This is a genomic window from Arthrobacter rhombi, from assembly GCF_039526245.1.
Taxonomy (GTDB): Bacteria; Actinomycetota; Actinomycetes; order Actinomycetales; family Micrococcaceae; genus Arthrobacter_H; species Arthrobacter_H rhombi.
Window position 1 is genome coordinate 186854 of sequence record NZ_BAAAIV010000003.1, and the last position, 22720, is coordinate 209573.

Annotated in this window: 21 protein-coding genes and 2 riboswitches; of the genes, 11 read left to right on the plus strand and 10 right to left on the minus strand. The window is 67.3% G+C overall.

Features of this window, described 5'->3' with window-relative positions:
* Positions 1 to 99, minus strand: a riboswitch (SAM riboswitch).
* A gap of 346 nt (positions 100 to 445) precedes the next feature.
* Positions 446 to 2479, plus strand: coding sequence for an acetate--CoA ligase (acs, locus tag ABD088_RS01890; protein WP_372710729.1), 2034 nt, complete (start codon positions 446 to 448; stop codon positions 2477 to 2479).
* Positions 2480 to 2497: 18 nt separating this feature from the next.
* Here acs and ABD088_RS01895 read toward each other — a convergent pair whose 3' ends face one another.
* A complete protein-coding gene (locus ABD088_RS01895; RefSeq protein WP_343899716.1) occupies positions 2498 to 2722 on the minus strand; it encodes a hypothetical protein in 225 nt (74 codons plus the stop codon).
* A gap of 132 nt (positions 2723 to 2854) precedes the next feature.
* On the opposite strand from ABD088_RS01895, the gene ABD088_RS01900 reads away from it, so the two are divergent.
* Entirely contained in the window at positions 2855 to 3316 is a 462-nt protein-coding gene (locus ABD088_RS01900; RefSeq protein ID WP_343899717.1) for a hypothetical protein, read from the plus strand.
* A 445-nt stretch (positions 3317 to 3761) separates the two neighbouring features.
* On the opposite strand, the gene ABD088_RS01905 is transcribed toward ABD088_RS01900, so the two are convergent.
* Positions 3762 to 4367 carry a histidine phosphatase family protein gene (locus ABD088_RS01905; protein ID WP_343899718.1) on the minus strand — a complete coding sequence of 202 codons (606 nt, stop codon included), beginning with the start codon at positions 4365 to 4367 and terminating at the stop codon, positions 3762 to 3764.
* An 83-nt stretch (positions 4368 to 4450) separates the two neighbouring features.
* Positions 4451 to 4544, plus strand: a riboswitch (SAM riboswitch).
* A gap of 96 nt (positions 4545 to 4640) precedes the next feature.
* Here ABD088_RS01905 and ABD088_RS01910 point away from each other — a divergent pair.
* The 3 genes from ABD088_RS01910 to ABD088_RS01920 all read left to right on the plus strand — a co-directional run bounded on the left by ABD088_RS01910 (position 4641) and on the right by ABD088_RS01920 (position 7029).
* Positions 4641 to 6020 carry an O-acetylhomoserine aminocarboxypropyltransferase/cysteine synthase family protein gene (locus tag ABD088_RS01910; RefSeq protein ID WP_343899719.1) on the plus strand — a complete coding sequence of 460 codons (1380 nt, stop codon included), beginning with the start codon at positions 4641 to 4643 and terminating at the stop codon, positions 6018 to 6020.
* Entirely contained in the window at positions 6017 to 6529 is a 513-nt protein-coding gene (locus ABD088_RS01915) for a CoA-binding protein (protein ID WP_343899720.1), read from the plus strand. Before ABD088_RS01910 ends, ABD088_RS01915 begins: the two co-directional genes overlap by 4 nt.
* A gap of 92 nt (positions 6530 to 6621) precedes the next feature.
* A complete protein-coding gene (locus tag ABD088_RS01920) occupies positions 6622 to 7029 on the plus strand; it encodes a RidA family protein (RefSeq protein ID WP_343899721.1) in 408 nt (135 codons plus the stop codon).
* 12 nt (positions 7030 to 7041) lie between these two features.
* Here ABD088_RS01920 and ABD088_RS01925 read toward each other — a convergent pair whose 3' ends face one another.
* Positions 7042 to 7659: an ArsR/SmtB family transcription factor gene (locus ABD088_RS01925; RefSeq protein ID WP_343899722.1), complete on the minus strand. Its 618-nt coding sequence runs from the start codon at positions 7657 to 7659 to the stop codon at positions 7042 to 7044.
* 78 nt (positions 7660 to 7737) lie between these two features.
* Here ABD088_RS01925 and ABD088_RS01930 point away from each other — a divergent pair, with 78 nt between their 5' ends.
* On the plus strand, positions 7738 to 9090 hold the full coding sequence (locus ABD088_RS01930) for an MFS transporter (RefSeq protein ID WP_343899723.1): 1353 nt from the start codon (positions 7738 to 7740) through the stop codon (positions 9088 to 9090).
* Here the strand turns inward: ABD088_RS01930 and ABD088_RS01935 are convergent.
* Entirely contained in the window at positions 9080 to 9877 is a 798-nt protein-coding gene (locus tag ABD088_RS01935; RefSeq protein ID WP_343899724.1) for a carbon-nitrogen hydrolase family protein, read from the minus strand. The genes ABD088_RS01930 and ABD088_RS01935 overlap by 11 nt on opposite strands.
* Before the next feature lie 93 nt (positions 9878 to 9970).
* Between ABD088_RS01935 and ABD088_RS01940 the strand changes: the two genes are divergently transcribed.
* The 3 genes from ABD088_RS01940 (at position 9971) to ABD088_RS01950 (ending at position 14432) form a co-directional block, all read left to right on the plus strand.
* On the plus strand, positions 9971 to 11569 hold the full coding sequence (locus tag ABD088_RS01940; protein ID WP_343899725.1) for a DHA2 family efflux MFS transporter permease subunit: 1599 nt from the start codon (positions 9971 to 9973) through the stop codon (positions 11567 to 11569).
* A 178-nt stretch (positions 11570 to 11747) separates the two neighbouring features.
* Positions 11748 to 12599: an SDR family NAD(P)-dependent oxidoreductase gene (locus ABD088_RS01945; RefSeq protein ID WP_343899726.1), complete on the plus strand. Its 852-nt coding sequence runs from the start codon at positions 11748 to 11750 to the stop codon at positions 12597 to 12599.
* A gap of 258 nt (positions 12600 to 12857) precedes the next feature.
* Positions 12858 to 14432, plus strand: coding sequence for an FAD-dependent monooxygenase (locus ABD088_RS01950; RefSeq protein WP_343899727.1), 1575 nt, complete (start codon positions 12858 to 12860; stop codon positions 14430 to 14432).
* 59 nt (positions 14433 to 14491) lie between these two features.
* Here ABD088_RS01950 and ABD088_RS01955 read toward each other — a convergent pair whose 3' ends face one another.
* On the minus strand, positions 14492 to 15787 hold the full coding sequence (locus ABD088_RS01955; protein WP_343899728.1) for an adenylosuccinate synthase: 1296 nt from the start codon (positions 15785 to 15787) through the stop codon (positions 14492 to 14494).
* A 275-nt stretch (positions 15788 to 16062) separates the two neighbouring features.
* On the opposite strand from ABD088_RS01955, the gene ABD088_RS01960 reads away from it, so the two are divergent.
* Both ABD088_RS01960 and ABD088_RS01965 read left to right on the plus strand, forming a co-directional pair.
* Complete coding sequence (locus tag ABD088_RS01960) at positions 16063 to 16635, plus strand: TetR family transcriptional regulator (protein ID WP_343899729.1); 573 nt, start codon at positions 16063 to 16065, stop codon at positions 16633 to 16635.
* A gap of 255 nt (positions 16636 to 16890) precedes the next feature.
* Positions 16891 to 17820 (plus strand): hypothetical protein, encoded by a 930-nt coding sequence (locus tag ABD088_RS01965; protein ID WP_343899730.1) that lies wholly within the window; start codon positions 16891 to 16893, stop codon positions 17818 to 17820.
* A 24-nt stretch (positions 17821 to 17844) separates the two neighbouring features.
* Here ABD088_RS01965 and ABD088_RS01970 read toward each other — a convergent pair whose 3' ends face one another.
* The 5 genes from ABD088_RS01970 to ABD088_RS01990 form a co-directional block, all read right to left on the minus strand.
* Positions 17845 to 18291, minus strand: coding sequence for an SRPBCC family protein (locus ABD088_RS01970; protein ID WP_343899731.1), 447 nt, complete (start codon positions 18289 to 18291; stop codon positions 17845 to 17847).
* A gap of 79 nt (positions 18292 to 18370) precedes the next feature.
* Positions 18371 to 18997 carry a thymidine kinase gene (locus tag ABD088_RS01975; RefSeq protein ID WP_343899733.1) on the minus strand — a complete coding sequence of 209 codons (627 nt, stop codon included), beginning with the start codon at positions 18995 to 18997 and terminating at the stop codon, positions 18371 to 18373.
* A 62-nt stretch (positions 18998 to 19059) separates the two neighbouring features.
* Positions 19060 to 20358: a hypothetical protein gene (locus ABD088_RS01980; RefSeq protein ID WP_343899734.1), complete on the minus strand. Its 1299-nt coding sequence runs from the start codon at positions 20356 to 20358 to the stop codon at positions 19060 to 19062.
* A 557-nt stretch (positions 20359 to 20915) separates the two neighbouring features.
* The gene (locus ABD088_RS01985) at positions 20916 to 22301 is read right to left on the minus strand and encodes a hypothetical protein (protein WP_343899735.1); all 1386 of its coding nucleotides are present in this window, start codon (positions 22299 to 22301) and stop codon (positions 20916 to 20918) included.
* Complete coding sequence (locus tag ABD088_RS01990) at positions 22298 to 22648, minus strand: DUF6507 family protein (RefSeq protein WP_343899736.1); 351 nt, start codon at positions 22646 to 22648, stop codon at positions 22298 to 22300. The genes ABD088_RS01985 and ABD088_RS01990 overlap by 4 nt, the downstream gene beginning before the upstream one ends.
* Between the last annotated feature and the right edge of the window lie 72 nt (positions 22649 to 22720).

Consider the following 22720-nt stretch of genomic DNA (forward strand, 5'->3'; position numbering starts at 1 on the left):
ACTCCATCGGTTCCGGCGTGAGCACCTTCCTCCCGGGTGAACGGGAAGGGGTTGCTGCGGCGTCATCGAGCCAGATCTCTCGGCCGCTCTGGATGGTTACTGCCTCCATTGGGCCACACGAAGTACCCCCACGACAACCACCGTCCCCCGCATGACGACCCGTTCCCAGCCCGGGGGCACCCCGGAACACCACCGCCCAACGTCGAACAATGGCGGTGATTTCGGGGTTTCTGGTGCGATTTATTCACCACCGGGACCCCCGCAGGACCCTTGATGAAATATTTCGCAACGCGTCGCAGAAGTTGCCCGCACCCCACCCGCTGGTCTTCAGTAGAGGGGAACCCATCCCGAGCGGCCGAGAGACGTGGCTCCGTGACGCCGCAGCAACCACGCCGGACGGCGCAGCACCCCAGGTGCGGCGGCATCCGGCACAGGTGCTTCCGCCATGACCGATGGAGCTGATTTCATGAGCACTGCCCCCACATCCACCACCGTCGCCCTCGACGCGTCCGCCGTCGGACCCGACACCGGGTTTGCCTCCGAGGCCGAACGCCTGGACTTCTGGGCCGCCGCCGCAGCCCGGCTGCAGTGGGCCGAGCCCTGGCACACCATCCACAGCGCCACCCCCGTGGATCCGCAGGCCCGCCGCGGCCCGGAGCTGCGCTGGTTCGAGGGCGGGACGCTGAACGCCGCGGTGAACTGCGCCGACCGCCACGTTGCGGCAGGTCGCGGCGACAAAGTGGCCCTGCACTTCGAGGGCGAACCCGGCGACCGCCGCACGGTCACCTACGCGGAGCTGACCGAACTCGTGTCCCAGGCCGCCAACGCGCTGACGTCGTTGGGCATCGGGGCGGGTGACCGCGTGGTCATCTACCTGCCGGTGCTGGTGGAAACCATCGTCATCACGCTGGCCTGCGCCCGCATCGGTGCGGTGCATTCGCTGGTCTTCGGTGGCTTTTCCGCCGAGGCGCTGCGGTTCCGGGTCGAGGACACCGGCGCAAAGCTGCTGGTCACCACCGACGGCCAGTTCCGCCGGGGCACCGCCGTCCCGGTGAAGGACAACGCGGACGCCGCAGTCGCCGGGGACAACGCGATCGAGCACGTTCTCGTCATCCGCCGCACCGGCAGCGACATCGCGTGGACCGCAGGCCGGGATCTCTGGTGGCACGAGGCCGTCGAGACCCAGCCGCGCACCCACGCCGCCCAGGCGTTCGACGCCGAGACGCCGCTGTTCATCATGTACACCTCCGGCACCACCGGCAAGCCCAAGGGGCTGGTGCACACCACCGGCGGCTACCTCACCCAGGCCTCGTGGAGCCACGAGTTCCTCTTCTCCCACCCCGATCCGTCCCGCCGCGGCGACGACGTCCACTGGTGCACCGCCGACCTGGCCTGGGTCACCGCCCACACCTACGAGATCTACGGTCCGCTCTCCAACGGCGTCACCCAGGTCATCTACGAGGGCGTCCCCAACGCCCCACACCCCGGCCGGCACTTCGAGATCATCGAACGGTACGGCGTGACCAGCTACTACACGGCCCCCACGCTGGTCCGCTCGCTCATGGGCTGGTTCCCCGACGGCATCCCCGCCGCTTACGATCTCTCCTCCATCCGCCTGGCCGGCACCGTCGGCGAGGCGGTCAACCCGGAGGCCTGGCGCTGGCTGCGCACCCAGGTCGGCCGCGATGCCCTCATCCCCGGCCAGCCCGACGCCGGCATCCCGATGGTGGACACCTGGTGGCAGTCGGAAACCGGGGCCACCATCCTCTCCCCCCGCCCGTCCGACACCGTCTTCAAACCCGGCTGCGGCACCCGCGCCCTGCCCGGCGTCTCCACGGACATCGTGGACGACGGCGGCGCCCGGGTCCCTGCCCAGGTGCAGGGCAACATCGTGCTCACCTCCACCGGCCCGGCCATGGCCCGCACCGTCTGGGGCAATCCGGAACGCTACTTCACGTCCTACTGGGAGAAGTACGCGACCCAGGGCTGGTTCCTCGCCGGCGACGGCGCCAAGTACGACGACGACGGCGACACCTGGATCCTGGGCCGCACCGACGATGCACTCAATGTCTCCGGGCACCTGCTCTCCACGATCGAGATCGAATCCGCGCTCGTCTCCCACCCTTCCGTCGTCGAGGCGGGCGTCTGCCCCACCACCGACGCGAAGACCGGACAGGCGGCCACAGCGTTCGTCGTCCCCCATGACCGTTCGCTCATCGGTGCGGGCACGGCTGCCGGATCGACGCCGGAACAGCTCGCAGCGGCGGCGGAATTGCGGTCACACGTGGCCACGCAGATCGGCCCGATCGCCAAGCCGCGGGACATCGTGTTCGTCCCCGACGTGCCCAAGACACGGTCGGGGAAGATCATGCGCCGGCTGCTGACCCAGCTGTTCGAGCGAACGGCGCTCGGCGACACGACCAGCCTGCAGAACGAACCCTGCATCCCGGAACTGCAGCGGATCTGCACTCCGGCGTAGGCCGGGACCGGACGCCGGTCACATCCGGCCGCCCGAGGCGGCCGGATACTTCCGGACGGCCTCGTCGCGGAGCCTGACGTACTCGTATTCCTGGGCGGCGGCCCGCCGCCAGTTCACGCGGTAGAAGCCGGCGACGGCGCGCAGGGCCCGCAGCAGCGGGTTCCGGCGCAAGGACTTGGTGGAACACCACCCCCGGTCCATGAAGATCGCCACCATGCGCCAGCAATGGGATTGCCACGTCACCGGCTTGTTTGGAACTTTCAAGATAGATTTGGAAAGCTCCCGGAAGAGCAAGCCGTCCTGGCGGAAGACGGAGATCCTTGCCGCAGTGAAACACGCCATCAAGAAGAAGGACGCGAGGGCAGTAGCAAAAGCATGCAATTGGTAAAGAAGGATTTTAGTCTGGGTCAGTCCGGGGTCTTGACCAGCGGAGCAGCCGGTCTTTACCTTGTGGTCTCCCTGGTCGTGTTGTCTATAGTCCGACCGCTCGGTGGTGGTCTCATCTGGCCCGACGTCACTCCGGCGGCAGCAGCGATGGTTCTTGGCGCCAGTCAGGTCTGGTTGATCCTCATGGGAGCCGCCTGCATGGTCGGCGGCCTCATGGCCGACGCCGCGGAATCGACCTGGGCCAAGACGAATGTCTTCCTTGGAACCCTTTCCCTGGCGCTCGTATCGACTGTTGTCATTCAGCTACCGTGGGGGGCTCTAGTCGATGATTATGCAGTTCCACGACCACTGGGGCCGGATTGGATCTTCATCGGATCAATGCTCGGGGCCGCGTTGCTCATCGCGGTCGCGGTGAGCGCGTTTGCTCGCCGTCTCACGCAAAAACCTTAGGGCGGATCTCGCTGTACTGAGAAAGTCTGCAATCACCTGCTTTGTGGAACATGGCCACCGGCTGATCTCGCCCATAGGTCGAGGGCTCAACCGGTGGCCATCGCCTTTTTGCGGGATATCGCCCGCGCCGGGGGCCACGCTCGCGGCCCGGGGCCGGCGGGTCCATGTCGCGACGGCGGCTCTCCTCTTCCAATCGTTCAGCCGCGCGCAGCTTCGCGGCCAGCGACTGCATTTGTTCGTTGGCCGGCTTGCCCTCTGCCTTGTTTGCTGCGGGCTGGCGCCCTTTGGAGTCCGCCAGGGCCTTACCGTTCCTGTCATAGGCTTGGCCATGGTCCTGACCCGCGCCTCATCCACGGACTCGCTACGTGACTCCTGAGCGTCGTCGGTACGCCGGGAGTCCTGGAGGCGGCGGTGCAGTTCGGCCACGCATTCCGCGCGGGCCAACTCAGGCGTTGAGTGTGGATTCTTGGGTGCGTTCGGTGCGCAGGTGGTCGATGACTTGGTCGGCCGGGGCCGCCAGCAGGTCGGCGTCGATCTCCACGACCTCGCCGTTGAGCACCCGCGGGTGCTCCACGCCGAGCAGCGAACCGACCACCAGGCGGATCAGGGTGCCGTGGGCGACGACCACGATGTTGGCGTCCGGGTGCGCGGCGGTGACATCGCGAAGTGCCGTCTGCGCCCGGGCGACCACCTCGGCCTCCGGCTCGGCGGTGGCCAGCAACGCATCCAGTTCGGCTCGGTCCAGCCCCGCGACAATGCGGCCCTCGCCGTCACCGTAGTGGCGTTCCTGCAGGCCCTCCACCGGCGCGATGGCCTCCAGCCCCAGCTGCCCGCCGATGATGGCCGCCGTTTCAACGGCCCGCCCCAACGGCGAGGAGACCAGCGCTTCCCAGGCACCGCCGTCGTGCCCCAGGCGTTCCAGCTCCCGGGCCGCAGCCCGTGCCTGGTCGCGCCCGGCGGCGTTCAAGGGGATGTCGGTCTGGCCCTGGAGGCGCCGCTCGGCGTTCCAGTCGGTTTCCCCATGGCGGACCAATGCGATGCGTGTTCCCATGCCCCCCAGCCTATCGACCGGCGGCGGACTGCCACGCTGCGCAACATTCTTTGCTGACGGCCCCGGGTTTGCGACCATGGAGGAGACCATCCCGAGCGGCCGAGAGATCTGGCTTGTTGACGCCGCAGCAACCACCGGAATCCACCGGCGCGGTGCTAACGCCAGAGGCGATGGAGCGCAGCCGGACACCGGTTGCACGGTTCCCCCGGCGGACCACACCATGGCAGGGATCGGCAGCAGCCGGAAACCAACCTCGAAGGAGCCAACGCCTAGATGTCGGATCACCAGTTCGGATTCCGTACGCGCGCCCTGCATGCCGGGGGCACCCCCGATGCCGAGCATGGCGCCCGTGCCGTGCCGATCTACCAGTCGACCTCGTTCGTGTTCAAGGACACCGACGACGCCGCCAACCTGTTCGCCCTGCAGAAGTACGGCAACATCTACTCCCGGATCGGCAACCCCACCGTTGCCGCCTTCGAGGAACGCATCGCCTCGCTGGAAGGCGGGATCGGCGCGGTGGCCACCGCCTCGGGCATGGCCGCCGAATTCATCACCTTCGCCGCGCTGACCCAGGCCGGGGACCACATCGTGGCCTCCTCCAAGCTCTACGGCGGCACCATCACCCAGCTCGACGTGACGCTGCGCCGCTTCGGGGTCGAGACCACCTTCGTGGACAGCAACGAGGCGGCAGACTTCGCCGCCGAGATCCGCCCGGAAACCAAGGCCCTCTACACCGAGATCGTGGCCAACCCCTCCGGGGACCTGGCGGACCTGAAGGGCCTGGCCGCCGTGGCCCACGAGGCGGGCATCCCGCTGATCGTGGATTCCACGCTCACCCCGCCCTACATCCTGCGGCCCATCGAGCACGGGGCGGACATCGTCATCCACTCGGCCACCAAGTTCCTCGGTGGCCACGGCACCACCCTGGGCGGCGTCGTCGTCGAATCCGGCAGGTTCAACTGGGGCAACGGCAAGTTCCCCACCATGACCGAACCGGTCCCCTCCTACGGCAATGTGTCCTGGTGGGGGAACTTCGGCGAGTACGGGTTCCTCACCAAGCTGCGTTCCGAGCAGCTACGTGACATCGGGCCCTCGCTGTCCGCGCAGTCCGCCTTCCAGCTGCTGCAGGGGGTCGAGACGCTGCCCCAGCGCATGGACGCCCACCTCTCCAACGCCCTCACGGTCGCCGAATGGCTCGAGACGGACCCGCGCGTGACGTACGTGAACTACGCTGCCCTGCCCTCCCACCCGCAGCACGATCGCGCGAAGGAGCTGCTGCCCGATGGCGTCGGCTCGGTCTTCAGCTTCGGCGTTGCGGGAGGCCGCGAGGCTGGCGGACGCTTCATCGAGGCGTTGCAGCTGGCCAGCCACCTGGCCAACATCGGCGATGCCCGCACCCTGGTCCTGCACCCGGGATCGACCACCCACCAGCAGCTGTCCGCCGACCAGCTCGCCGCAGCCGGCGTGCCGGAGGACCTGATCCGCCTCTCCGTGGGGCTCGAGGACATCGAGGACATCATCTGGGACCTGGACCAGGCGCTGACCGCCTCCCAGCAGGACCCCGCCACCACAACCGCAGACGCATCGACTGAAGACGGTGCAGCCTGCGCGGTCCCGGCAGGTGCCGGCGAGCAGATCGGAGCGGGCAAATGAGCGCCGACACCGCACAGCGCGGCTGGGTGGGGCCTTCCGCCCCCGAACGCCTGAACATCCTGCGGTCCACGAAGTCGATCGCGATCGTGGGCGCGTCCGACAAGACGGCGCGGGCCTCCTACTTCGTGGCCACGTACCTGAACAGCTCCACGAAGTACGACCTGTACTTCATCAACCCGATCCTGGCGGCCAAGGGCGCCGAGATCCTGGGCCACCCGGTCCACGCATCGCTGGCCGATCTGCCGGTGGCTCCGGATCTGGTGGAGGTCTTCCGCAAGGCGGAGGACACCCCCGGCATCGTCGAGGAGGCCCACCAGGCCGGCGCGAAGACCGTCTGGTTGCAGCTGGGCATCTGGAACGAGGAGGCGGCACAGCTGGCCGAGTCGTACGGCATGCACGCCATCATGGACCGGTGCGTGAAGATCGAGCATGCGCGCTTCCACGGGGGGCTGCACCTGGCAGGCTTCAACACCGGCGTGGTCTCCTCCAAGCGGCAGGTGCTCGCCTAGCTCCAGGCTTTCAAGCAACGACGGCGGCCCGCCTCCCCGGTGCGGGAGGGCGGGCCGTTGGCGCCTCCGGCCGGACCGGACATACTGGTGCCATGCCCTCAGCCGTCCAGCTCATCCGCGCCCCGGGCCTGTCAGACGCCGTCGACTACGCCTACGCTGCCACGGCCCCACCGGAGGCCCGACTCGTCTTCCTGGCAGGAGCCTGCCCCCTCGATACCGAAGGGGGCACGCTGGCGGTCGAGGACTATGCCGGCCAGGCAGCTGCCTGCATCGCGACCCTGACCGGTGCCCTCGAAGCCGCCGGAGCCGGGCTGCACGACGTCATCAGCACCCGCGTTTTGGTGGCCTCGGCCCGCCGAGCGGACCTGGTCGCCGCGTGGGAAGTCATCCGCGGGGCCTTTGGCGAGCACGACGTGCCCAGCACGTTGCTCGGTGTCACGGTCCTGGGCCACGAGGACCAGCTGGTGGAAATCGAGGCCGTCGCCGCAGTCATCGACTGACCGGCGAGCGCCCTACAGGTCCTCGCGCGCGGCCATGAACGTGTAATCCCAGGCCCGCACACCGTCGGCCTCGTCGGAAGGCGACGGCTCGTGGTGCAGCGACCGGGCACGGTCCAGCACCGCGCAGACTTCGGTGAACAAGCGGTCCGCCTCGTCCGGGGTCAGCCGCAACGTCCCCAGGCTGAGGTCCGCTTTCGCCTCCGTTTCACGGCCGGTGGCAAAGCCCGGAGCCCAGGCGGTCACCTTGGCGACCATTTCCTGCTGGTCGCGTGTCAACTGGTCCAGGTAGGCAGCCAGCGGGGCTTCGTCCTCCGGCCCGATCGGGGTCTCGGGCGAACCCACCCGATAGGACTGGACCGCCCCCTTCCACACCCGGTCACGCCGGTCGCGGGCGAATTCGGGGGCCTCCTGGACGAACCCCGCCTCGGCCAACGTGCGCAAATGGAAGCTCAGGGTATTGGCGGCCACGCCCAGCTGTCGGGCCAGGTCGGTGGCGCGGGCGTATTCCTGGGCACCGAGCACGGCCACGATCCGCCGGCGCAAGGGGTGCGCCATCGCCTTGAGCATGGGTGAGGTCATGACCCGGGGTTCGGGTTCCGGCGCACGCGGCGGCTGGCGATCGGTGTCCATGCTGACAGTCTACAAACCCGCCGCATAAATTGCGCAACTTCTCTTGCGCAATTTCTTGTGCGGATCTACGCTCGACGCATGGAACCACTCCAGCCCGATTCCCCGGCCGATGCATCCACCCCCGTGGCCGCCACCGTGGAATCCGGCCGTCCTCCGGCGTTGTGGCGCAACCGCGACTACCGGTGGTGGCTGGCCACCGACACGTCCACGGGACTCGGACGTGCCCTGCACAACTTCGCCGTCCCGCTGCTCGCCCTCTACGTCACCGGCGACCCCGCCCAGGCCGGGATCATCGCGGCCATCGGCCAGGTCGGCCGCGTCGTGGCCACTCTTCCGGGAGGCGTCCTGGCCGACCGGCACGACCGCCGCCGGCTCATCCTGCTGGGCACCGCCACCGGAGTCGCCGTGGCGAGCGCGCTGGCCGCCTTCCAACTGGCCGGACTGCTCGGCTTCTGGCTGCTGACCGTGTTGAACCTGCTGATGAACGTGCGCAGCGGCTTGTTCGACGGCGTGCCCAACGCGGCGTTGAAGTCCGTCGTCGAGCCCCGCGCCGTCGGCTCGGCCATGGCAGCCAACCAGGGTCGCGACGCCGTCGTCAGCCTCGCCGGAGGTCCGGTCGGCGGCGTCCTGATGGTCATCGGCCATGCCGTGCCGTTCGCCGCAACAGCTGTGCTGAACCTGATGGGCCTGTTCACGGTCCTGCGCATCCGTGCCGACCTGCGTCCACTGTGCGATGTCCCGGAGCACGACGCGGCTGCCGCTGCCGGCCGCACCGGCTACCTGCGCGAGGCGTGGGAGGGCTTCTCCTGGCTGTTGCACCGCCCGGAACTGCGCGGCGTCATGGCCATCTCCACCATCGTGAACCTCGGCATGAATGCCTCCATCACCGCCGTCGTCTTCGGCCTGCAGCAGCGGGGCGAATCGCCGGCCACCATCGGCCTGGCGACCGCGTCGGTCGGGGCCGGGATGCTTGCCGGCGCAGTGCTGGCCCCTCCCCTGGTGCGCCGCGTGTCCACCGGATGGCTCGGCGCCGTCGGGCTGGCGGTGTGTACCGCAGCGGTGGCCGCCCTGCCGTTCGTCCACTCGATTCCGGCGGTGTGCGCCGTGTTGGGGGCCAGCATGTTCGCCGCCCCGGCCATCAATGCCTCGTTGCTGGGCTACTTCACGGTCGCGGTGCCCACGCATTTGCTGGGCCGGGCCAACAGCGCGCTGGACCTGCTGGCCATGGGCGCCATCCCGTTGGCCCCCCTGGTCGCCGGCTTCGGCTACGCGGCATGGGGGTGGTCGGGAGTGTTGGCCCTGTGCGCGGGCATCTGCGCCGTTGCCGTCATCCTGGCCTTTGCGAGCCGTCGGCTGTTGGCCATCCCCGCCTCACCCGGCTGGGAAGAACACGCGGCGGACAACGCCCGCGAGGCAGCGCTCAGGCGCTGACGTCGGTGCCGATCCGCCGATTGGCCAGCACGGGCAGGAATTCGCGGACCTCGTCGATCCTGCGGCGGGTGACGTCGACGGTGACCAGCGCCTCGGTCTCGTCGTCGAGGAAGTCCACCGGGATGCCCATCGGGTCCAGGATGGCCGAGTGCCCCACCGTGTTCGTCGAGCTGGTGCCCGCGGCGGCGACCCAGACCGTGTTCTCCACGGCCCGTGCCTTGAGCAGTGTCTCCCAGTGGTCGATCTTGAAGTCGCCCTTGAACCAGGCGGCTGCGACGAGGACCACGTCGGCTCCGGCCACGGCGAGGCGGCGGGCCATTTCGGGGAAGCGGATGTCGTAGCAGGTCATGACCCCGACCTTCAGGCCGCCGATCTCGAAGACGGGCACTGCAGCCACGTCACCGGATTTGATGCGGGTGGACTCCTGGTAGGAGAACGCATCGTAGAGGTGGATCTTGCGGTACGTGCCCAGGATCCTGCCGGTGCCGTCCACGACCACCAGCGTGTTGTAGGGCTGGGGTTCGCCACTCGGCTCGTAGCCACCGGCGACGATGGCGATCTCGAACTCGGCGGCCAGCAGGGAGACCTGCTGGACGAACGTGCTCCAGTCCCGATCCACCACGGGGGCCAGCGGCCCGTCGATCTTGCGGACCGTGAACATGGTCTCCTCGGGGAAGAGCACCAGCTCGGCCCCGGAATCCTTGGCCCGGGCCACGATCCGGCGGACCACCTGCAGGTTCTCCTCCAGCACCCCGCTGGGCGAGAGCTGTCCAACACTGATCTTCATCGTCTTTGCCTTCCGCTGCGGTCCCCCCAGCGTACCCACGATCGACCGATTGGTTGATGTCGCACCCGGATACCGATGCGTAACGTTTATGCCATGAAGAAACCCGCCCCCAACAAGTGGGCCGCCCTGGCCGTTCTGGCTGCCGGCCTGTCGATGATCGTGCTCGACGGGACCATCGTGGGTGTTTCGCTGCCGACCATCATCAACGACCTCGGCATGGACCTGGGCGACGCCCAGTGGGTCAACAGCCTCTACTCCGTCGTCCTGGCAGCACTCCTGCTCACCGCGGGGCGGCTCGGGGACCGTCTCGGGCGGCGCAAGCTCTTCGTCATCGGCGTCGTCCTCTTTGTCGTGGGCAGCCTGTTCGCGGCCGCGGCGGATTCCTCGGCGGCGTTGATCGCCGGACGCGCACTGCAGGGTATCGGCGGCGCCGCGGTACTGCCCTCCACCCTGTCCAGCGTCAACGCGACCTTCCGCGGCCGCGACCGGGCGGCTGCCTTCGGCGTCTGGGGTGCTGTCATCTCCGGCATGGCGGCCGTCGGCCCGCTGCTGGGCGGCTGGCTGACGTCCAGCATCGACTGGCGGTGGATCTTCCTGGTGAACCTCCCGCTCGGCGTGCTGGTGCTGATCGGCACCTGGCTCTTCGTCCCCGAGACCCACGAGGCCCCCGCCGTCCCCGGCGTCGACCTCCCCGGCCTGCTGCTCAGCGCCACGGGCTTCGGCCTGCTGGTCTTCGCGCTCATCGAGGGCCCGACGCTGGGCTGGTGGACCCCGCGCCAACCCCTGGCCATCGGGTCCTGGACCTGGCCGGCGGGCAGCCCCCCCGTCGTCGGCCTCGCCGTGGCCGCGCTGCTCCTGCTGGCAGCCTTCATCTGGTGGGAGGCCCACCGCGGTGCCACCGGCCGCGCCGCGCTGCTGGATGTGAACCTGTTCCGCATCGGCACGTTCTCCTGGGGCAACACCGCGGCATCGGCAGTCGCCGTCGGCGAATTCGGGCTGCTGCTGGTGCTGCCGCTCTTCCTGGTGAACGTGCTCGGTACCGGTACCCTGGGCGCTGGCTTCATCCTGGCCGCCATGGCCCTGGGCGCTTTCGGATCCGGAGCCAGCGCCCGCCATCTGGCCGCCAGACTGGGCGCCGAACGCGTGGTCATCCTGGGCCTGGCCCTGGAGGTCATCGCCGTGCTCACCCTGGGCCTGTTCACCACCAACCACATCGCCCTCGGCCTGCTGGTCCCGCTGCTGGTCGTCTACGGCCTGGGCCTGGGGCTTGCGTCGGCCCAGCTGACCGGTACCGTCCTGCGCGACATCCCCACCTCGGCCTCCGGCCAGGGATCGGCCACCCAGAGCACCGTCCGCCAGCTCGGCTCCGGCCTGGGTTCCGCCGTCGCGGGCACGATCCTGGCCATCGGCACCACGGTAGGAACCACAGCGGCGCTGCGTGATGCCGGAGCCGGTTCGGGCACCGCCACGGAACTGGCGCAGCGCCTCAGCGACTCCGCCGGCGGCATGATTGCCGGATACGACGCCGGTTCCACCCTGCGCGCTGCCCTCACCACAGGATTCTCCACGGGTGTGCAATGGGCGGTGTTCGCCTCGGCGGCGTTCCTGGCTCTGGGGCTCCTCGCCTCCCTCCGGGTGGCCTCCGTGGCCCGGGCCATCGAGGCCGCCGATGGCGGCACCATCGAGGCGTAGCCTGACAGCAGGATCAGTGGGGGCCGCCTGCTACTTCGTGCACCTCGCTCGATTCAGTGGAGATGGCACTCACGGACACGAGCATGGTCCGGCCTCCGTCAAGTGGAAATGGCAGGCTGGACTCGAATCGACAGAACGGGCGAACCCGCACAGACGCCCCTCATCAAAGGAGAACGGCATGGAGAATCCGCGACAGGCCGGGAAAGTAGTCCTCATCACGGGCAGCTCCAGCGGCATCGGCCTGCATGCCGCCGTCAGCGCAGCACAGGCGGGCCATCACGTGATCGCGACGATGCGCACGCCGTCGAAAGCGGACCGCCTGCTGAGCGAGGCAGCCAAGCATGGCGTCACTGTCGAGCCATGGCCGCTGGATGTCACGGACAGCGAGGCCATCGTCGACACCGTCCAGCGAATTCACCATGAATTCGGCAGACTCGACGTCCTGATCAACAACGCCGGAGCGGCGCAGGTCGGAACGGTCGAGACCCTGACCGACGCCGATCTCCGGCGGGCCATGGACGTGAACTACTTCGGCGTGATGGCCCTGACGCGGGCCGCGCTTCCGCTGCTCAGGGAGGTGGGCGGCAAGGTCATCACCGTCACCAGCGTGGGCGGGGTGGCGGGGCAGCCGTTCAACGACGCCTACTGTGCCGCCAAGTTCGCGGTGGAAGGTGCCATGGAGAGCCTCGCTCCGGTCGCGGCCGCACTTGGCGTGGGCGTCGTCGTCGTCGAGCCGGCAGCAGTGGCCAGCGAGTTCATTGCGAATGCAGGGATGGATTCGGAGCACATGGTGGCGGAGGCCGGCCCCTACGGTCCGGTTCTGCAGGCGTACCTCGCCCGGACTGCGCAGTCCTTCGCAGCAGCGCAAGACGCCGGTGAGGTCGGCGAGCTGCTCGCACAGCTGATCACGGATGTTGATCCACCCTTCCGGGTGCAGACGTCACCTGGAGCGACGGCGTTCATCGCCCGTAAACTCGCGGACCTCGACGGAACGACGGTTCAGGCCATGACGCGGACGTGGCTCTCCTAGGCGGTCTCGCGACTCATGCGTCGCGAGCTCCGCGGACGCGTTCTCTTCTGGTTCGGCACAAACCTGGACAGCAGTGCGGCCCCACGTCGGACGTTTTCACCTTTTCGCGGGCCCTCCTTGCTGGCCTTGGCCTGCTCGGTCTCCTGCGTGTGGCCACCGTGACCTGGACATCCCGGCCGACGATGCGCCCGAGGCCGTCGGGAAACCCGAACGCCGGACACCGATGACGGGGGCACCGTCCGGGCGTAGCCTGACGCCATGGAGAGCAACCAGCGCGAGGTGGACGTCTGCGTCATCGGGGCCGGTCCCACAGGGCTCATGGCGGCAAATTGGCTTGAACGCCTCGGCGTGGATGCTGTGGCCATCGACGGCAAGGACGGCCCGACGCGCGAGTCGCGGGCCCTTGGCGTCCAGGCGCGGACCATGGAGATCTACGCCCAGCTCGGGGTCGTCGACGAGGTGCTGGCCCAGGCCGTCCCGGCGACCGAGCTGCGTCCCGGAGTGGGCCGCCACGCATGGGTCGCCGTGCCGCTGGGCGCGATCGGAGCGGGACTGACGCCCTACCCGGGGATCCATATCCTGGAACAGCACGCCAACGAGCGGATTCTGGCCGACCGCTTGGAGGCAGTTGGACGGCGGGTCCTCTGGAATACCCGGATGACATCGATCGGGCAGGTCGGAGACCGGGTGCTGGTCGAGACCACGCAGTCGGACGGCACTTCGGAGGCGATCTCCGCACGGTACGTGATTGCCGCCGATGGGGCTTCGTCGCCGACCCGGACCCAGCTGGGCGTCGGCTTCGCCGGGGCGACCAATTCCAGGGTCTTCTACGTCGTGGATGCCCAGGGCGTCGCGGGGACGGGATCGGGCATCAACGTCCGGCTGGCCGGAGACGATTTCCTGCTCACCTTCCCCATGTCTGCGCAGGGCGCGCAGAAACGTGTACGCCTGCTGGGCATTCTGCGCGACGTCCCCGGCGCCGCAAGCGGCACCCTGGACGCCGACAACGACCAGGTGACCGTCGACGAGGGGCGGGCACGCGCCGCCCTGGAACGCGACTTCGATGTCACCTACGACAGCTCCGGATGGTTTGCCACCTACCGCGTACACCACCGGGTCGCCGACGCCTTCCAGATCGGGCGGGTCTTCCTCGCCGGGGATGCCGGACATGTCCACTCCCCCGTCGGCGCGCAGGGGATGAACACCGGATTGCAGGACGCGCACAACCTCGCGTGCAAGCTCGCCGATGTGCTGGCCGGGCGCATGCCGGCCGACTACCTCGATCGCTATGCCGCCGAACGCCAGCCCGTGGCAGCACATCTGGTCGCGACCACCGACCGGCTCTTCGCCGACGTCACGTCCTCGGCACCGCGGGCCCGCTTCATCCGGGAACGCCTCATGCCCCTGGCCTGGCCGGTGCTGGCGCGCGTTGTGCCGCGGGGACCGATGGGACGCAGGATGTTCGGCTACGTGTCGCAGTTGCGGATCCACTACTGGATGACCGAGAGCGCACGTCGTCACGCAGAGTCCCTGCGGGGACCTGCCCGACGCCGGAGCCGCGGCCACGTCCTGGGTCGACGGCTGCCATGGATCGGCGCAACGAATCCGGGCGAGGACAACCATGCCCCGCTGGCTTCGGCCACCTGGCAGGTCCACGCCTACGGTCCGCGGGCCGCAGCCGCCGGATCGCGCACCGCAGCAGAGCATGCCCTGCCCCTGCACCGTTTCGGGGCGTCACCGCGCCGGGGCCTGCCCGACGGGACGGTCGTCGTCGTCCGACCCGACGGCTTCGTCGCGATCCTCGAACACGCGGGCCGTCCATCCGCCCGTTAACCGGCGGATGCCGTCTCGACCGGGGTCGGGGCGGCATCCGGCACGGCGGGGGGCCGTCCCTAGATAGTTCCCTCGATGAGGTCGTGGCGCACGATGGTCTGGTCGCGGTCCGGGCCGACACCGATCGCTGAGATCCGGGTTCCGGAGATCTTCTCCAGCGCCAGGATGTAGTTCCTGGCGTTCTCCGGCAGGTCCTCCATGCTGCGGGCCGTGGAGATGTCCTCGGTCCATCCGTCGAAGTACTCGAAGATCGGCTTCGCATGGTGGAAGTCGGTCTGCGTCATCGGCATCTCGTCGTGGCGGACCCCGTCGACGTCGTAGGCCACGCACACCGGGATCTTCTCGATGTTGGTGAGCACATCGAGCTTGGTCACGAAGTAGTCGGTGAAGCCATTCACGCGCGACGCGTGGCGGGCCAGGACCGCGTCGTACCATCCGCAGCGGCGCGGGCGGCCCGTGTTCACGCCGAACTCGCCACCGGTCTTCTGCAGGTACTCGCCCATGTCATCGAAGAGCTCGGTGGGGAACGGGCCGGCACCGACGCGGGTGGTGTAGGCCTTGATGATGCCCACGGACCGGGTGATGCGGGTCGGTCCAATGCCCGATCCGACGGAGGCCCCACCGGCGGTCGGGTTGGAGGAGGTGACGAAGGGGTAGGTGCCGTGGTCGACGTCCAGGAACGTGGCCTGGCCGCCCTCCATGAGCACGACCTTGCCCTCGTCCAGCGCCTGGTTCAGCAGAAGGACCGAGTCCACGACCAGTGGCCGCAGCCGGTCCACGAAGCCCAGGAAGTACTCGACGATCTCGTCGACCTCGACGGAACGGCGGTTGTAGACCTTGACCAGCAGTTCGTTCTTCTGCCGCAGTGCGCCCTCGACCTTTTGGCGCAGGATGGACTCGTCGAAGACGTCCTGCACGCGGATGCCCAGGCGTCCGATCTTGTCCATGTAGGCCGGGCCGATGCCCCGGCCGGTGGTGCCGATCGCCCGCTTGCCCAGGAAGCGTTCGGTGACCTTGTCCATGGTCTGGTGGTAGGGGGCCACCAGGTGGGCGTTGGCGGAGATGCGCAGCTTGGAGGTGTCGGCGCCGCGGGCTTCCAGGCCGTCGATCTCCTCGAACAGGGCCTCCAGGTTCACCACGCAGCCGTTGCCGATAACGGGCGTGGCTTTCGGCGACAAGATGCCGGCGGGAAGGAGCTTGAGCTCGTACTTCTCGCCGCCGACGACGACGGTGTGCCCGGCGTTGTTGCCGCCATTGGGCTTGACCACGTAGTCGACACGGCCTCCGAGCAGATCGGTGGCCTTGCCCTTTCCTTCGTCGCCCCATTGGGCTCCGACGATCACGATTGCTGGCATGGGATCCTCCCCCTTGCGTGGGTCAGCGGCCGGCTTACGCCGGGTTCCGGCGGTGCCGGACACAAGAACGCCCCTGACCTCCGTACCCCGCCCCGAAACCGGGCGAAAGCGTAAGAGTGAAAGGGGCTCTTACGCACTGAGTTTACCCAAGTGCCCGGCAACATGCGACTTTTTCCACAGAACTGACGATCCCGCGACGCAATTCGACCCCCACTGCAGGGACGCTGCGAGCGCACGGTCAGGCGGTACAGGAGCCTCCCCTTAGACTGGGGCCCATGGCGTTGACTCGGGAACAAGTGGTGGGAACCGCGGTGTCGGTCCTCCGCGATTTCGGGCTTGCCGATCTGTCCATGCGCCGACTGGCGCGGGAGCTCGACGTCCAGGTCGGCGCGCTGTACTGGCACGTGAAGAACAAGCAGGAACTCCTGGTCGATGTCGCCGCCCAGCTCCTCGGTGACATCCCCGCCGAGGAGGCAAGCGGCCAGGGCCCTGGCGCCGGACGGTCTGCCGTGGTGCAGCTGGCCACCGCCATCCGCTCCGCACTGGTTCCGGTGCCGGACAGCGCCGAGGTCGTCCAACTGGCCCAGTCAATGCAGCCTGTGGCTCTGGCCCCCTTGACCTCGTTGCGGGACCTCCTGGAAGCTGCAGGGGTAGGCCCCGGCCGCTCTGCCTGGGCGCAGCACCTGGTCCTGAACCACATTCTCGGCTCGGTGGCCGCCGAGCAGGAGCGGGCCCGCCTGGCTTCGGTGGCCGCGAACGATCCGGCAAGCCCGGGCGGGCCACCACTGGGCGCCGACGCGTTCGCTTGGGGCCTGGAGGTCATCCTGGATGGCGCGCTGCCGCGTTAGCGCAGGTGCCGCGGCGCCACCCGGTCCACCCCGGGCGGACCAGCTTCAAGATGACAGCACCCCTAGGGACGGCGACCGCGTCCCGAAACGATAACGATGCGGCGGGGACCATTGTGGACGCTATCCCCCCTCCGTAGGTTCGACAGTGGTGCAGGGCCGGATCGGCCCTCCCCTGGCCACCCGGTCCACGGTGGCAGACAGCGCGACTGATATCCGCACGCAGACAGCGTGCAACCTCGAGCCCCAAGGATCCCCATGCGCCGCCTTATCCAGACCACTTCCGTCCTGCCCCGGGTGCGCACCGCGCCCACGTCCCGCACCGCCGTCGCGCCCCGCCTGCTGGCGCTGGCCACGTTCGGGGCCCTCTCCTTGAGCGCCTGCGCCACCGGAGCCGGAGCCGCCGATTCGCAGGCCACCAACGGCTCGGCTGCGGCATCATCCACCGCCAGCAGCACTACCGCGGGCTCCCCGTCCGCCCCGGCATCCCCGTCCCAGACCCCGTCCACGGAAGCCTCGTCCACCGCGGGCACCGGCACGCAACAGGCCGCGGCCGGGGAAGAACCAATCGTCTCCGGTGCGGCCAACGAGGCGTGGATGAAGCAGGCCCGCAGTGCCGTCGTCGATACCGACCCGAAGTCCACTGCCTGCCTGGACACCCTGTTGGACCAGACCATGCTCGACGCCGTGGCCACCTACCTGCCGAAGGTGGATTCAGTGGTCCTCGGCGGTCTGCGGCATGAGGCGGGTTGCACGTTCACCGCTGCCGGCGACCCCGGAACCGCGCCCACCGTGCAGATCAAGCGGTTCTATATCGCCAACGACACCAGCAAGACGATGGATGAGACCGGCCTGCTCGGAAGCGACATGTGCGCGACCGGACGGAAGAAGGACGCCGACGGCATCTCCACCGAGGTCGGGGACGTGGCGATGTCCAAGGGCCCCGGAGGGGACGTCAAGGCCACCATGCGCGGGGCCTGGTCCTGCTCGGAGGACGGCAAGATCGGCACCGCCTTCCTCGTCAGCGCCGGAGCCGGAGAAAAGGGCTCCATCCCGAATTTGAACCAGTTGGCCCAACCCGAGTTCGCCGTCGCCGCAGCAACCCATCTGCACGACACGGAGGTCAATTGGGCCCCCACGCTCGACGACCTGTACGAAGCCCACTTCCGGGACATCCTCGGCCAGTAGGGCCCGGTTACGGCGGAGGGCCGCTCAAGGCGCGAGCTCAGCGTACCGGCGGAACCGTGCCAGGTGGCCGTCCTCATCGGCGGCCACCGAGGCACGGATCCCCTCCGCCTCTGCGGTGAGTGCCGGGGACACCACGACGTCCACGGCAAGGTCCAGGCGCGTGTCATCACCGCTGCCTTCCAGGCGGTATGCGTAGGTGGTGTGGACGTCGCCGTCCCCGGCTGAGATACAGAGCTCGCGCTCGGGGTCGAAACGGATGACCGTGTGGGTCCGCACCCGGTTTCCGACGTGCACGTCCACGTCAACGCCGGCAGCCAACGGCCCGTCGGCATGCATCTCGGTGACCCCGGTGAGCCACAGTGGCGCAGCGGTGAAGTCCGTCAGCAGGGCCCACACCCGGGACCGCGGCAGGTGGATCAACTCATTGGCCGCATAGGCGGTTTCCCGCAGCGGGTTCATCTCGGTGCCCATGGCTTCATCATCCGCCGCTGGGCAGCCAAAGTGAAGACGACGAAGGTCCCCGGTCCCGGGGCGACGGATGCCGTGTGCGCTAGGCGCCGAGCCGGCCGCCAGAGGCCTCCAGGTAGCAGGAGCCGCAGAGCGATTCGTACCAGACGTCCTGGCCGTCGATGGCCACCTGGTCGCCGTCGAACACCACCTCGTCACCGATCCGCCGGGTGTTGAAGATGGCCTTGCGTCCGCACCGGCAGATGGTCTTGAGTTCCTCGAGCGTGTGCGCCAGTTCCATGAGGCGGTGGGCCCCCGGGAACATGCGGGTCCTGAAATCGGTGCGGATGCCGTAGGCCAGCACGGGAACGTTCTGCTGCACCGCGATGCGGAAGAGGTCATCGACCTGCCCGGCGGAGAGGAACTGGGCCTCGTCCACCAGCAGGCAGGCGACAGGCTTCTGGTCGACGTGTTCCAGCAGCGCATCGGGATCGTCACCGGCGGCATAGGCATTGAACAGCTCTGTCACCGAGGCCCCTGCAGGGATCATGATGTCCACCGTGCGGGCCATCCCGAGTCGGGAGACGACCTGGTCATCGCCCTTGGTGTCGACGTCGGGCTTGGCCAACAGCACGCGTTGACCGCGTTCCTCATAGTTGAAGGCGGCTTGCAGCAGTCCGGTGGACTTGCCGGAGTTCATGGCGCCGTAGCGGAAGTAGAGCTTGGCCAATGCGTTCCTTTTCGTTGCGGGTGCGCATCGATTCTATGCGGTCGGCTTTTGCTGGCCGCAGATCAGGTCCACTGGACCTCGCGGCCGAAGACGACTGCTTGGATGACGTCCTCAAGCTGACGCAGGACATAAGAGCTATCGGTACTCCACAGTGCCGGCCGATCTTCCCCCGTGGCCGGGTCCTCCATGAGTGCCAGGCGGTAATTTCCACGGATTCCCGTGTTGACGTAGGTGATGGGTTCAATGGGCCCGGCTTCGCCCTCGGCTTCGATCTGCCAAATGAACCACGGCTGGTTCCAGACTTGTTCCATGACCTCGTTCGCGCCCGCTGGCAACGGCGCCTCACCCGCAAACCTCTCGTCCAGCTGCCCCGATTCCAAAAGGAAGGGTGCCACGTGGATGTTCCATGCGGGCCCTGCCCCCGCCCACCGGGAGGCGCATGAGGAGAGTTCGCTCAGCGGGATCAACTGGACATTGAACAGCGTCGGGTCATCAGCGTTCCACGGCTGGTTGTGCACGCGCGGGCCGTAGCCCTGCTCGGCGGCCACGAACGCCAGATCCCCAATCGCGAACGCCTGAAAGGTGGTCTCGGCATCGAGGAAACGGCCGGTGAGGCGCAATCGTGTCGGCGCGTTGTTCAGAGCAGTGGCCATGACGTCGCCAATCTCACTCAGGCGCCCATCCTCCAACACCCCGAGGTCCCGCAGCTCCTCGAGCACCGGGTCACCGCGGCCGCTCGAAAGCCGGCCCAGGACCGAGTCCTCCAACTCGCCCATGCGGGCGATCGCGGCCCCGGACATCCAGGTCCCCTCACCAATCCAGGATCCTGAGGCTCGATAAAACGAGTAGTCCTCGGTCTCCTCTCCACGGGCCCTGCTGGCAACGGGGTCGATTCCATCACTACCGGGCGGAATCACGCTGCCGTCTTCGCCCACGGGAACTCCGGCTTCTGCGGCCGCGCGCAATGCGGTCACCGAGCGGGCAATGGCGACGAACTCTTCCTCGAAGAGGTGGCGGGTCTGCAGTGCGGTGGTAGTACTGATCTGGACGGCCCAACCATTAATCAAAACCAGGTAGTCCACGCCGCTGACAGTTCGCCCCACTGGTGCCCGATGGGTATATTCCACGACCCGACCAGCATGCCGTACCAGAGGCAGCCCGCGATCGTCCACGGGGATCTGACCGTCACCGTCTGGCGGCTCGGTCCGGTAGGCCCACTCGTCGACGTCCACAATGCGCCCCTCCTTCAAGGAGGCGACGATCCCCGAGACGGCACGACGACTGAAGTCGGGCAGGCTCCCGGAGAAGGGATTGACCGTGACGATGACGTTTGGCGTGAATTCGCCCTCGACCAAGGGCATGCTGCCGAAGAGCTCAACTTCCGGGCGAACTACCTCAGCAGACCATGGCTCGGGTAGCTCAAAAGAAAGTATCCGCTGAAAGCCCTCGTGTCTCACGGCAGTATCCATACCCGTCATTTCAATCCTTTTCTCGCTGCAGCAGCAGGGACGGACTCATCCGGCCCCCAGAGCGGTGTTTCACTTGTTCCCCCGCGATGAACCCAAGCCTTGTGCCACGTCGGGGTCACAGCGGCCGGCCACCACCATCGCATGCCGATACCAATGGGTACGAAGACGACAATCAGGACCGTCCAGAGCGTCTCCGCATGCTCCCAGCGATCCAAACTCGCAAGGATGGCAGGACAGATGCACAAGAGGGCCAGCCCCGCGATGCCCAGCTGCATGGGGGCATAGTTGCGTTTCGTGAAAATGAACGGCCCAGGATCCTTTGCCGCCCATGTGCGCCATATTCCGGCCCAGGCAAGCCCGAATGCGCACAGGAGCCCCAGAGCCGGAAGGCCAATTATGAGTGCTAGGAGAAGGATGTCTTCCATGCGCTGGTTTACTTCGCTCCTTGACTAGTCGAATGGGTTGAGTGAGCTGAGAACCTTCTTGCCGGTGTCCTTGACCGCTTCACCGACCGACCCGATATCACCATGGCGGATGTCGTTGATGGTGGATCCAATGGCGTTACCCACTACTCCTCCGACATACCCTCCGGCCAGGCCGCCAAGGAATCCACCAACAGCCGCGCCCACGCCTGGAATCGGGATGATGGCCTGCCCGATGGCAGCGCCCGCGCCCCGCCCAACGGCAGTACCAACCACGCTACCGACTTGTTCAGCACCTGTCACGATGGCCGCGTCCTTGGCAGCCTCCGCCCGATGCTCACCCGGGGTCATATCGGGATTGCGGATCAGACTATCGTTGTAGCCTTCGGTGTAGGTTCCAGCGAAAGTTGATGCGATACCGACGCCGCTCAGGATCTTCCCGGCTGGCCCATTGGCCAACTTATTGACCTTATCAAAGGCCTTCGGCAGCCTGGCGGGCCCCGGAGCAGCGTGTCGCCCAGGCTGACCGGGGCCCCGGGTCAGCGAGGCTTTGAGCGTGACTTTCCGGCCATCCACACTGTATTTGGTGTTTTTGAGCCAGGGGTACTTGGCCACCAGTGCCCCCAGGGGACTCTTGGGATCAAGGTTGTGCAGCATCTTCTTTCCGGCGTTCTTGGAGACGCGGTCGCCCGAGGGCTTCTGGCTGTCGACCAGACGCTCAATATACGAATTTGGTACTCCGAGTTTTTTCAGGGTTCCTTCATTGATGGAGAACTTGCGAGGCAATTTCTTCTCACTGAAGACGTTCGCCTCGGAGTTGTACTTGAAGAAGATTTTTCGGTCCCGGAATTCGAGGGATTTTGTTGTCACGCCGAGGATCTCCAAGGCATTCTTGGCATCGCCGGATAGCCCGCCGACGGTTCCAGCGGGCTTTGAGAGATCGGCAACGAGCGGATTGAGCGTGGAGATCGTGTTCGCACAATCCTTGACAGCGTCGTCGTAGAGCCGGCTCACCGCATTGATCTCGGCCTGTATGTCGGCGTTCTTCGTCCCATAGTCGTCGGGACGATCGTCGCCTTCCAGTGCATTGTGTGCCGATGCCTGTTTCTTCACGTCGTCGTACCGCTGCTTGAGCCCGGAGATGTCCGAAGAAAAGTCTTCCAGGGCAGTCGCAGTATCGTTCGTAAGGGTCTTGACGGCATCGGTGTAGGGCTTCATCACCGTCTTCACCGCCGAGTAGACCAATGCTTGGTGGGGCGACTTGAAGACGCCCTCGAGACCGGACCAGTCGCTCTGGACATCCTTCCGGATTTCATGGCTTTTGGTCCCGACCTTGCGGACTGCGGCGGCCGCGGTATCGATGGCCCCAGTGTCTGGCAGCTTTTCGGGCAGACTTGCCGTGCTGACACTCATCCGGCATCCACCTTCGACTTGGGGGGAGTGGGAACGGAGTAGATGGCGCTCTCTGCTTTATCCGCCATTTTCCCGTTCGCGTCACCATAGGCATCGATCGACGCCAGCGCGTTTCCACAGATGGAGTTGCCGGCGTTTTTTCCCGCCTCCAGCAGCGGGCCCAGGAAATCGCCGAGCAGACCATTGAGCGCGTCGCCAATCTCGATGTGGTCGCAAGCTGTGGCGGCTTCCGTGAAGGACGTGGTCAGGGACGTTTCCTGGTCTTTGAGAAGGTCGACATCGTCCTGCGCGGTGCCGACGATGGACGTCGCTCTCGGGACATCCACTTTCCAAGCGTCCAGTGCCATTGGCCCACTCTCCTTGACCTTCAATGTAGTTCTGCGAGTACCACCATACGGTGGACATGAAGATGCCGCGAT

What these genes read in the sequence shown, in the direction of transcription:
- acs (WP_372710729.1), top strand. Translation starts at nt 446, where the DNA reads ATGACCGATGGAGCTGATTTCATGAGCACTGCCCCCACATCCACCACC.
- ABD088_RS01900 (WP_343899717.1), top strand. Translation starts at nt 2,855, where the DNA reads ATGCAATTGGTAAAGAAGGATTTTAGTCTGGGTCAGTCCGGGGTCTTG.
- ABD088_RS01905 (WP_343899718.1), bottom strand. Translation starts at nt 4,367, where the DNA reads ATGGGAACACGCATCGCATTGGTCCGCCATGGGGAAACCGACTGGAAC.
- ABD088_RS01910 (WP_343899719.1), top strand. Translation starts at nt 4,641, where the DNA reads ATGTCGGATCACCAGTTCGGATTCCGTACGCGCGCCCTGCATGCCGGG.
- ABD088_RS01915 (WP_343899720.1), top strand. Translation starts at nt 6,017, where the DNA reads ATGAGCGCCGACACCGCACAGCGCGGCTGGGTGGGGCCTTCCGCCCCC.
- ABD088_RS01920 (WP_343899721.1), top strand. Translation starts at nt 6,622, where the DNA reads ATGCCCTCAGCCGTCCAGCTCATCCGCGCCCCGGGCCTGTCAGACGCC.
- ABD088_RS01925 (WP_343899722.1), bottom strand. Translation starts at nt 7,659, where the DNA reads ATGGACACCGATCGCCAGCCGCCGCGTGCGCCGGAACCCGAACCCCGG.
- ABD088_RS01930 (WP_343899723.1), top strand. Translation starts at nt 7,738, where the DNA reads ATGGAACCACTCCAGCCCGATTCCCCGGCCGATGCATCCACCCCCGTG.
- ABD088_RS01935 (WP_343899724.1), bottom strand. Translation starts at nt 9,877, where the DNA reads ATGAAGATCAGTGTTGGACAGCTCTCGCCCAGCGGGGTGCTGGAGGAG.
- ABD088_RS01940 (WP_343899725.1), top strand. Translation starts at nt 9,971, where the DNA reads ATGAAGAAACCCGCCCCCAACAAGTGGGCCGCCCTGGCCGTTCTGGCT.
- ABD088_RS01945 (WP_343899726.1), top strand. Translation starts at nt 11,748, where the DNA reads ATGGAGAATCCGCGACAGGCCGGGAAAGTAGTCCTCATCACGGGCAGC.
- ABD088_RS01950 (WP_343899727.1), top strand. Translation starts at nt 12,858, where the DNA reads ATGGAGAGCAACCAGCGCGAGGTGGACGTCTGCGTCATCGGGGCCGGT.
- ABD088_RS01955 (WP_343899728.1), bottom strand. Translation starts at nt 15,787, where the DNA reads ATGCCAGCAATCGTGATCGTCGGAGCCCAATGGGGCGACGAAGGAAAG.
- ABD088_RS01960 (WP_343899729.1), top strand. Translation starts at nt 16,063, where the DNA reads ATGGCGTTGACTCGGGAACAAGTGGTGGGAACCGCGGTGTCGGTCCTC.
- ABD088_RS01965 (WP_343899730.1), top strand. Translation starts at nt 16,891, where the DNA reads ATGCGCCGCCTTATCCAGACCACTTCCGTCCTGCCCCGGGTGCGCACC.
- ABD088_RS01970 (WP_343899731.1), bottom strand. Translation starts at nt 18,291, where the DNA reads ATGGGCACCGAGATGAACCCGCTGCGGGAAACCGCCTATGCGGCCAAT.
- ABD088_RS01980 (WP_343899734.1), bottom strand. Translation starts at nt 20,358, where the DNA reads ATGCCCTTGGTCGAGGGCGAATTCACGCCAAACGTCATCGTCACGGTC.
- ABD088_RS01985 (WP_343899735.1), bottom strand. Translation starts at nt 22,301, where the DNA reads ATGAGTGTCAGCACGGCAAGTCTGCCCGAAAAGCTGCCAGACACTGGG.
- ABD088_RS01990 (WP_343899736.1), bottom strand. Translation starts at nt 22,648, where the DNA reads ATGGCACTGGACGCTTGGAAAGTGGATGTCCCGAGAGCGACGTCCATC.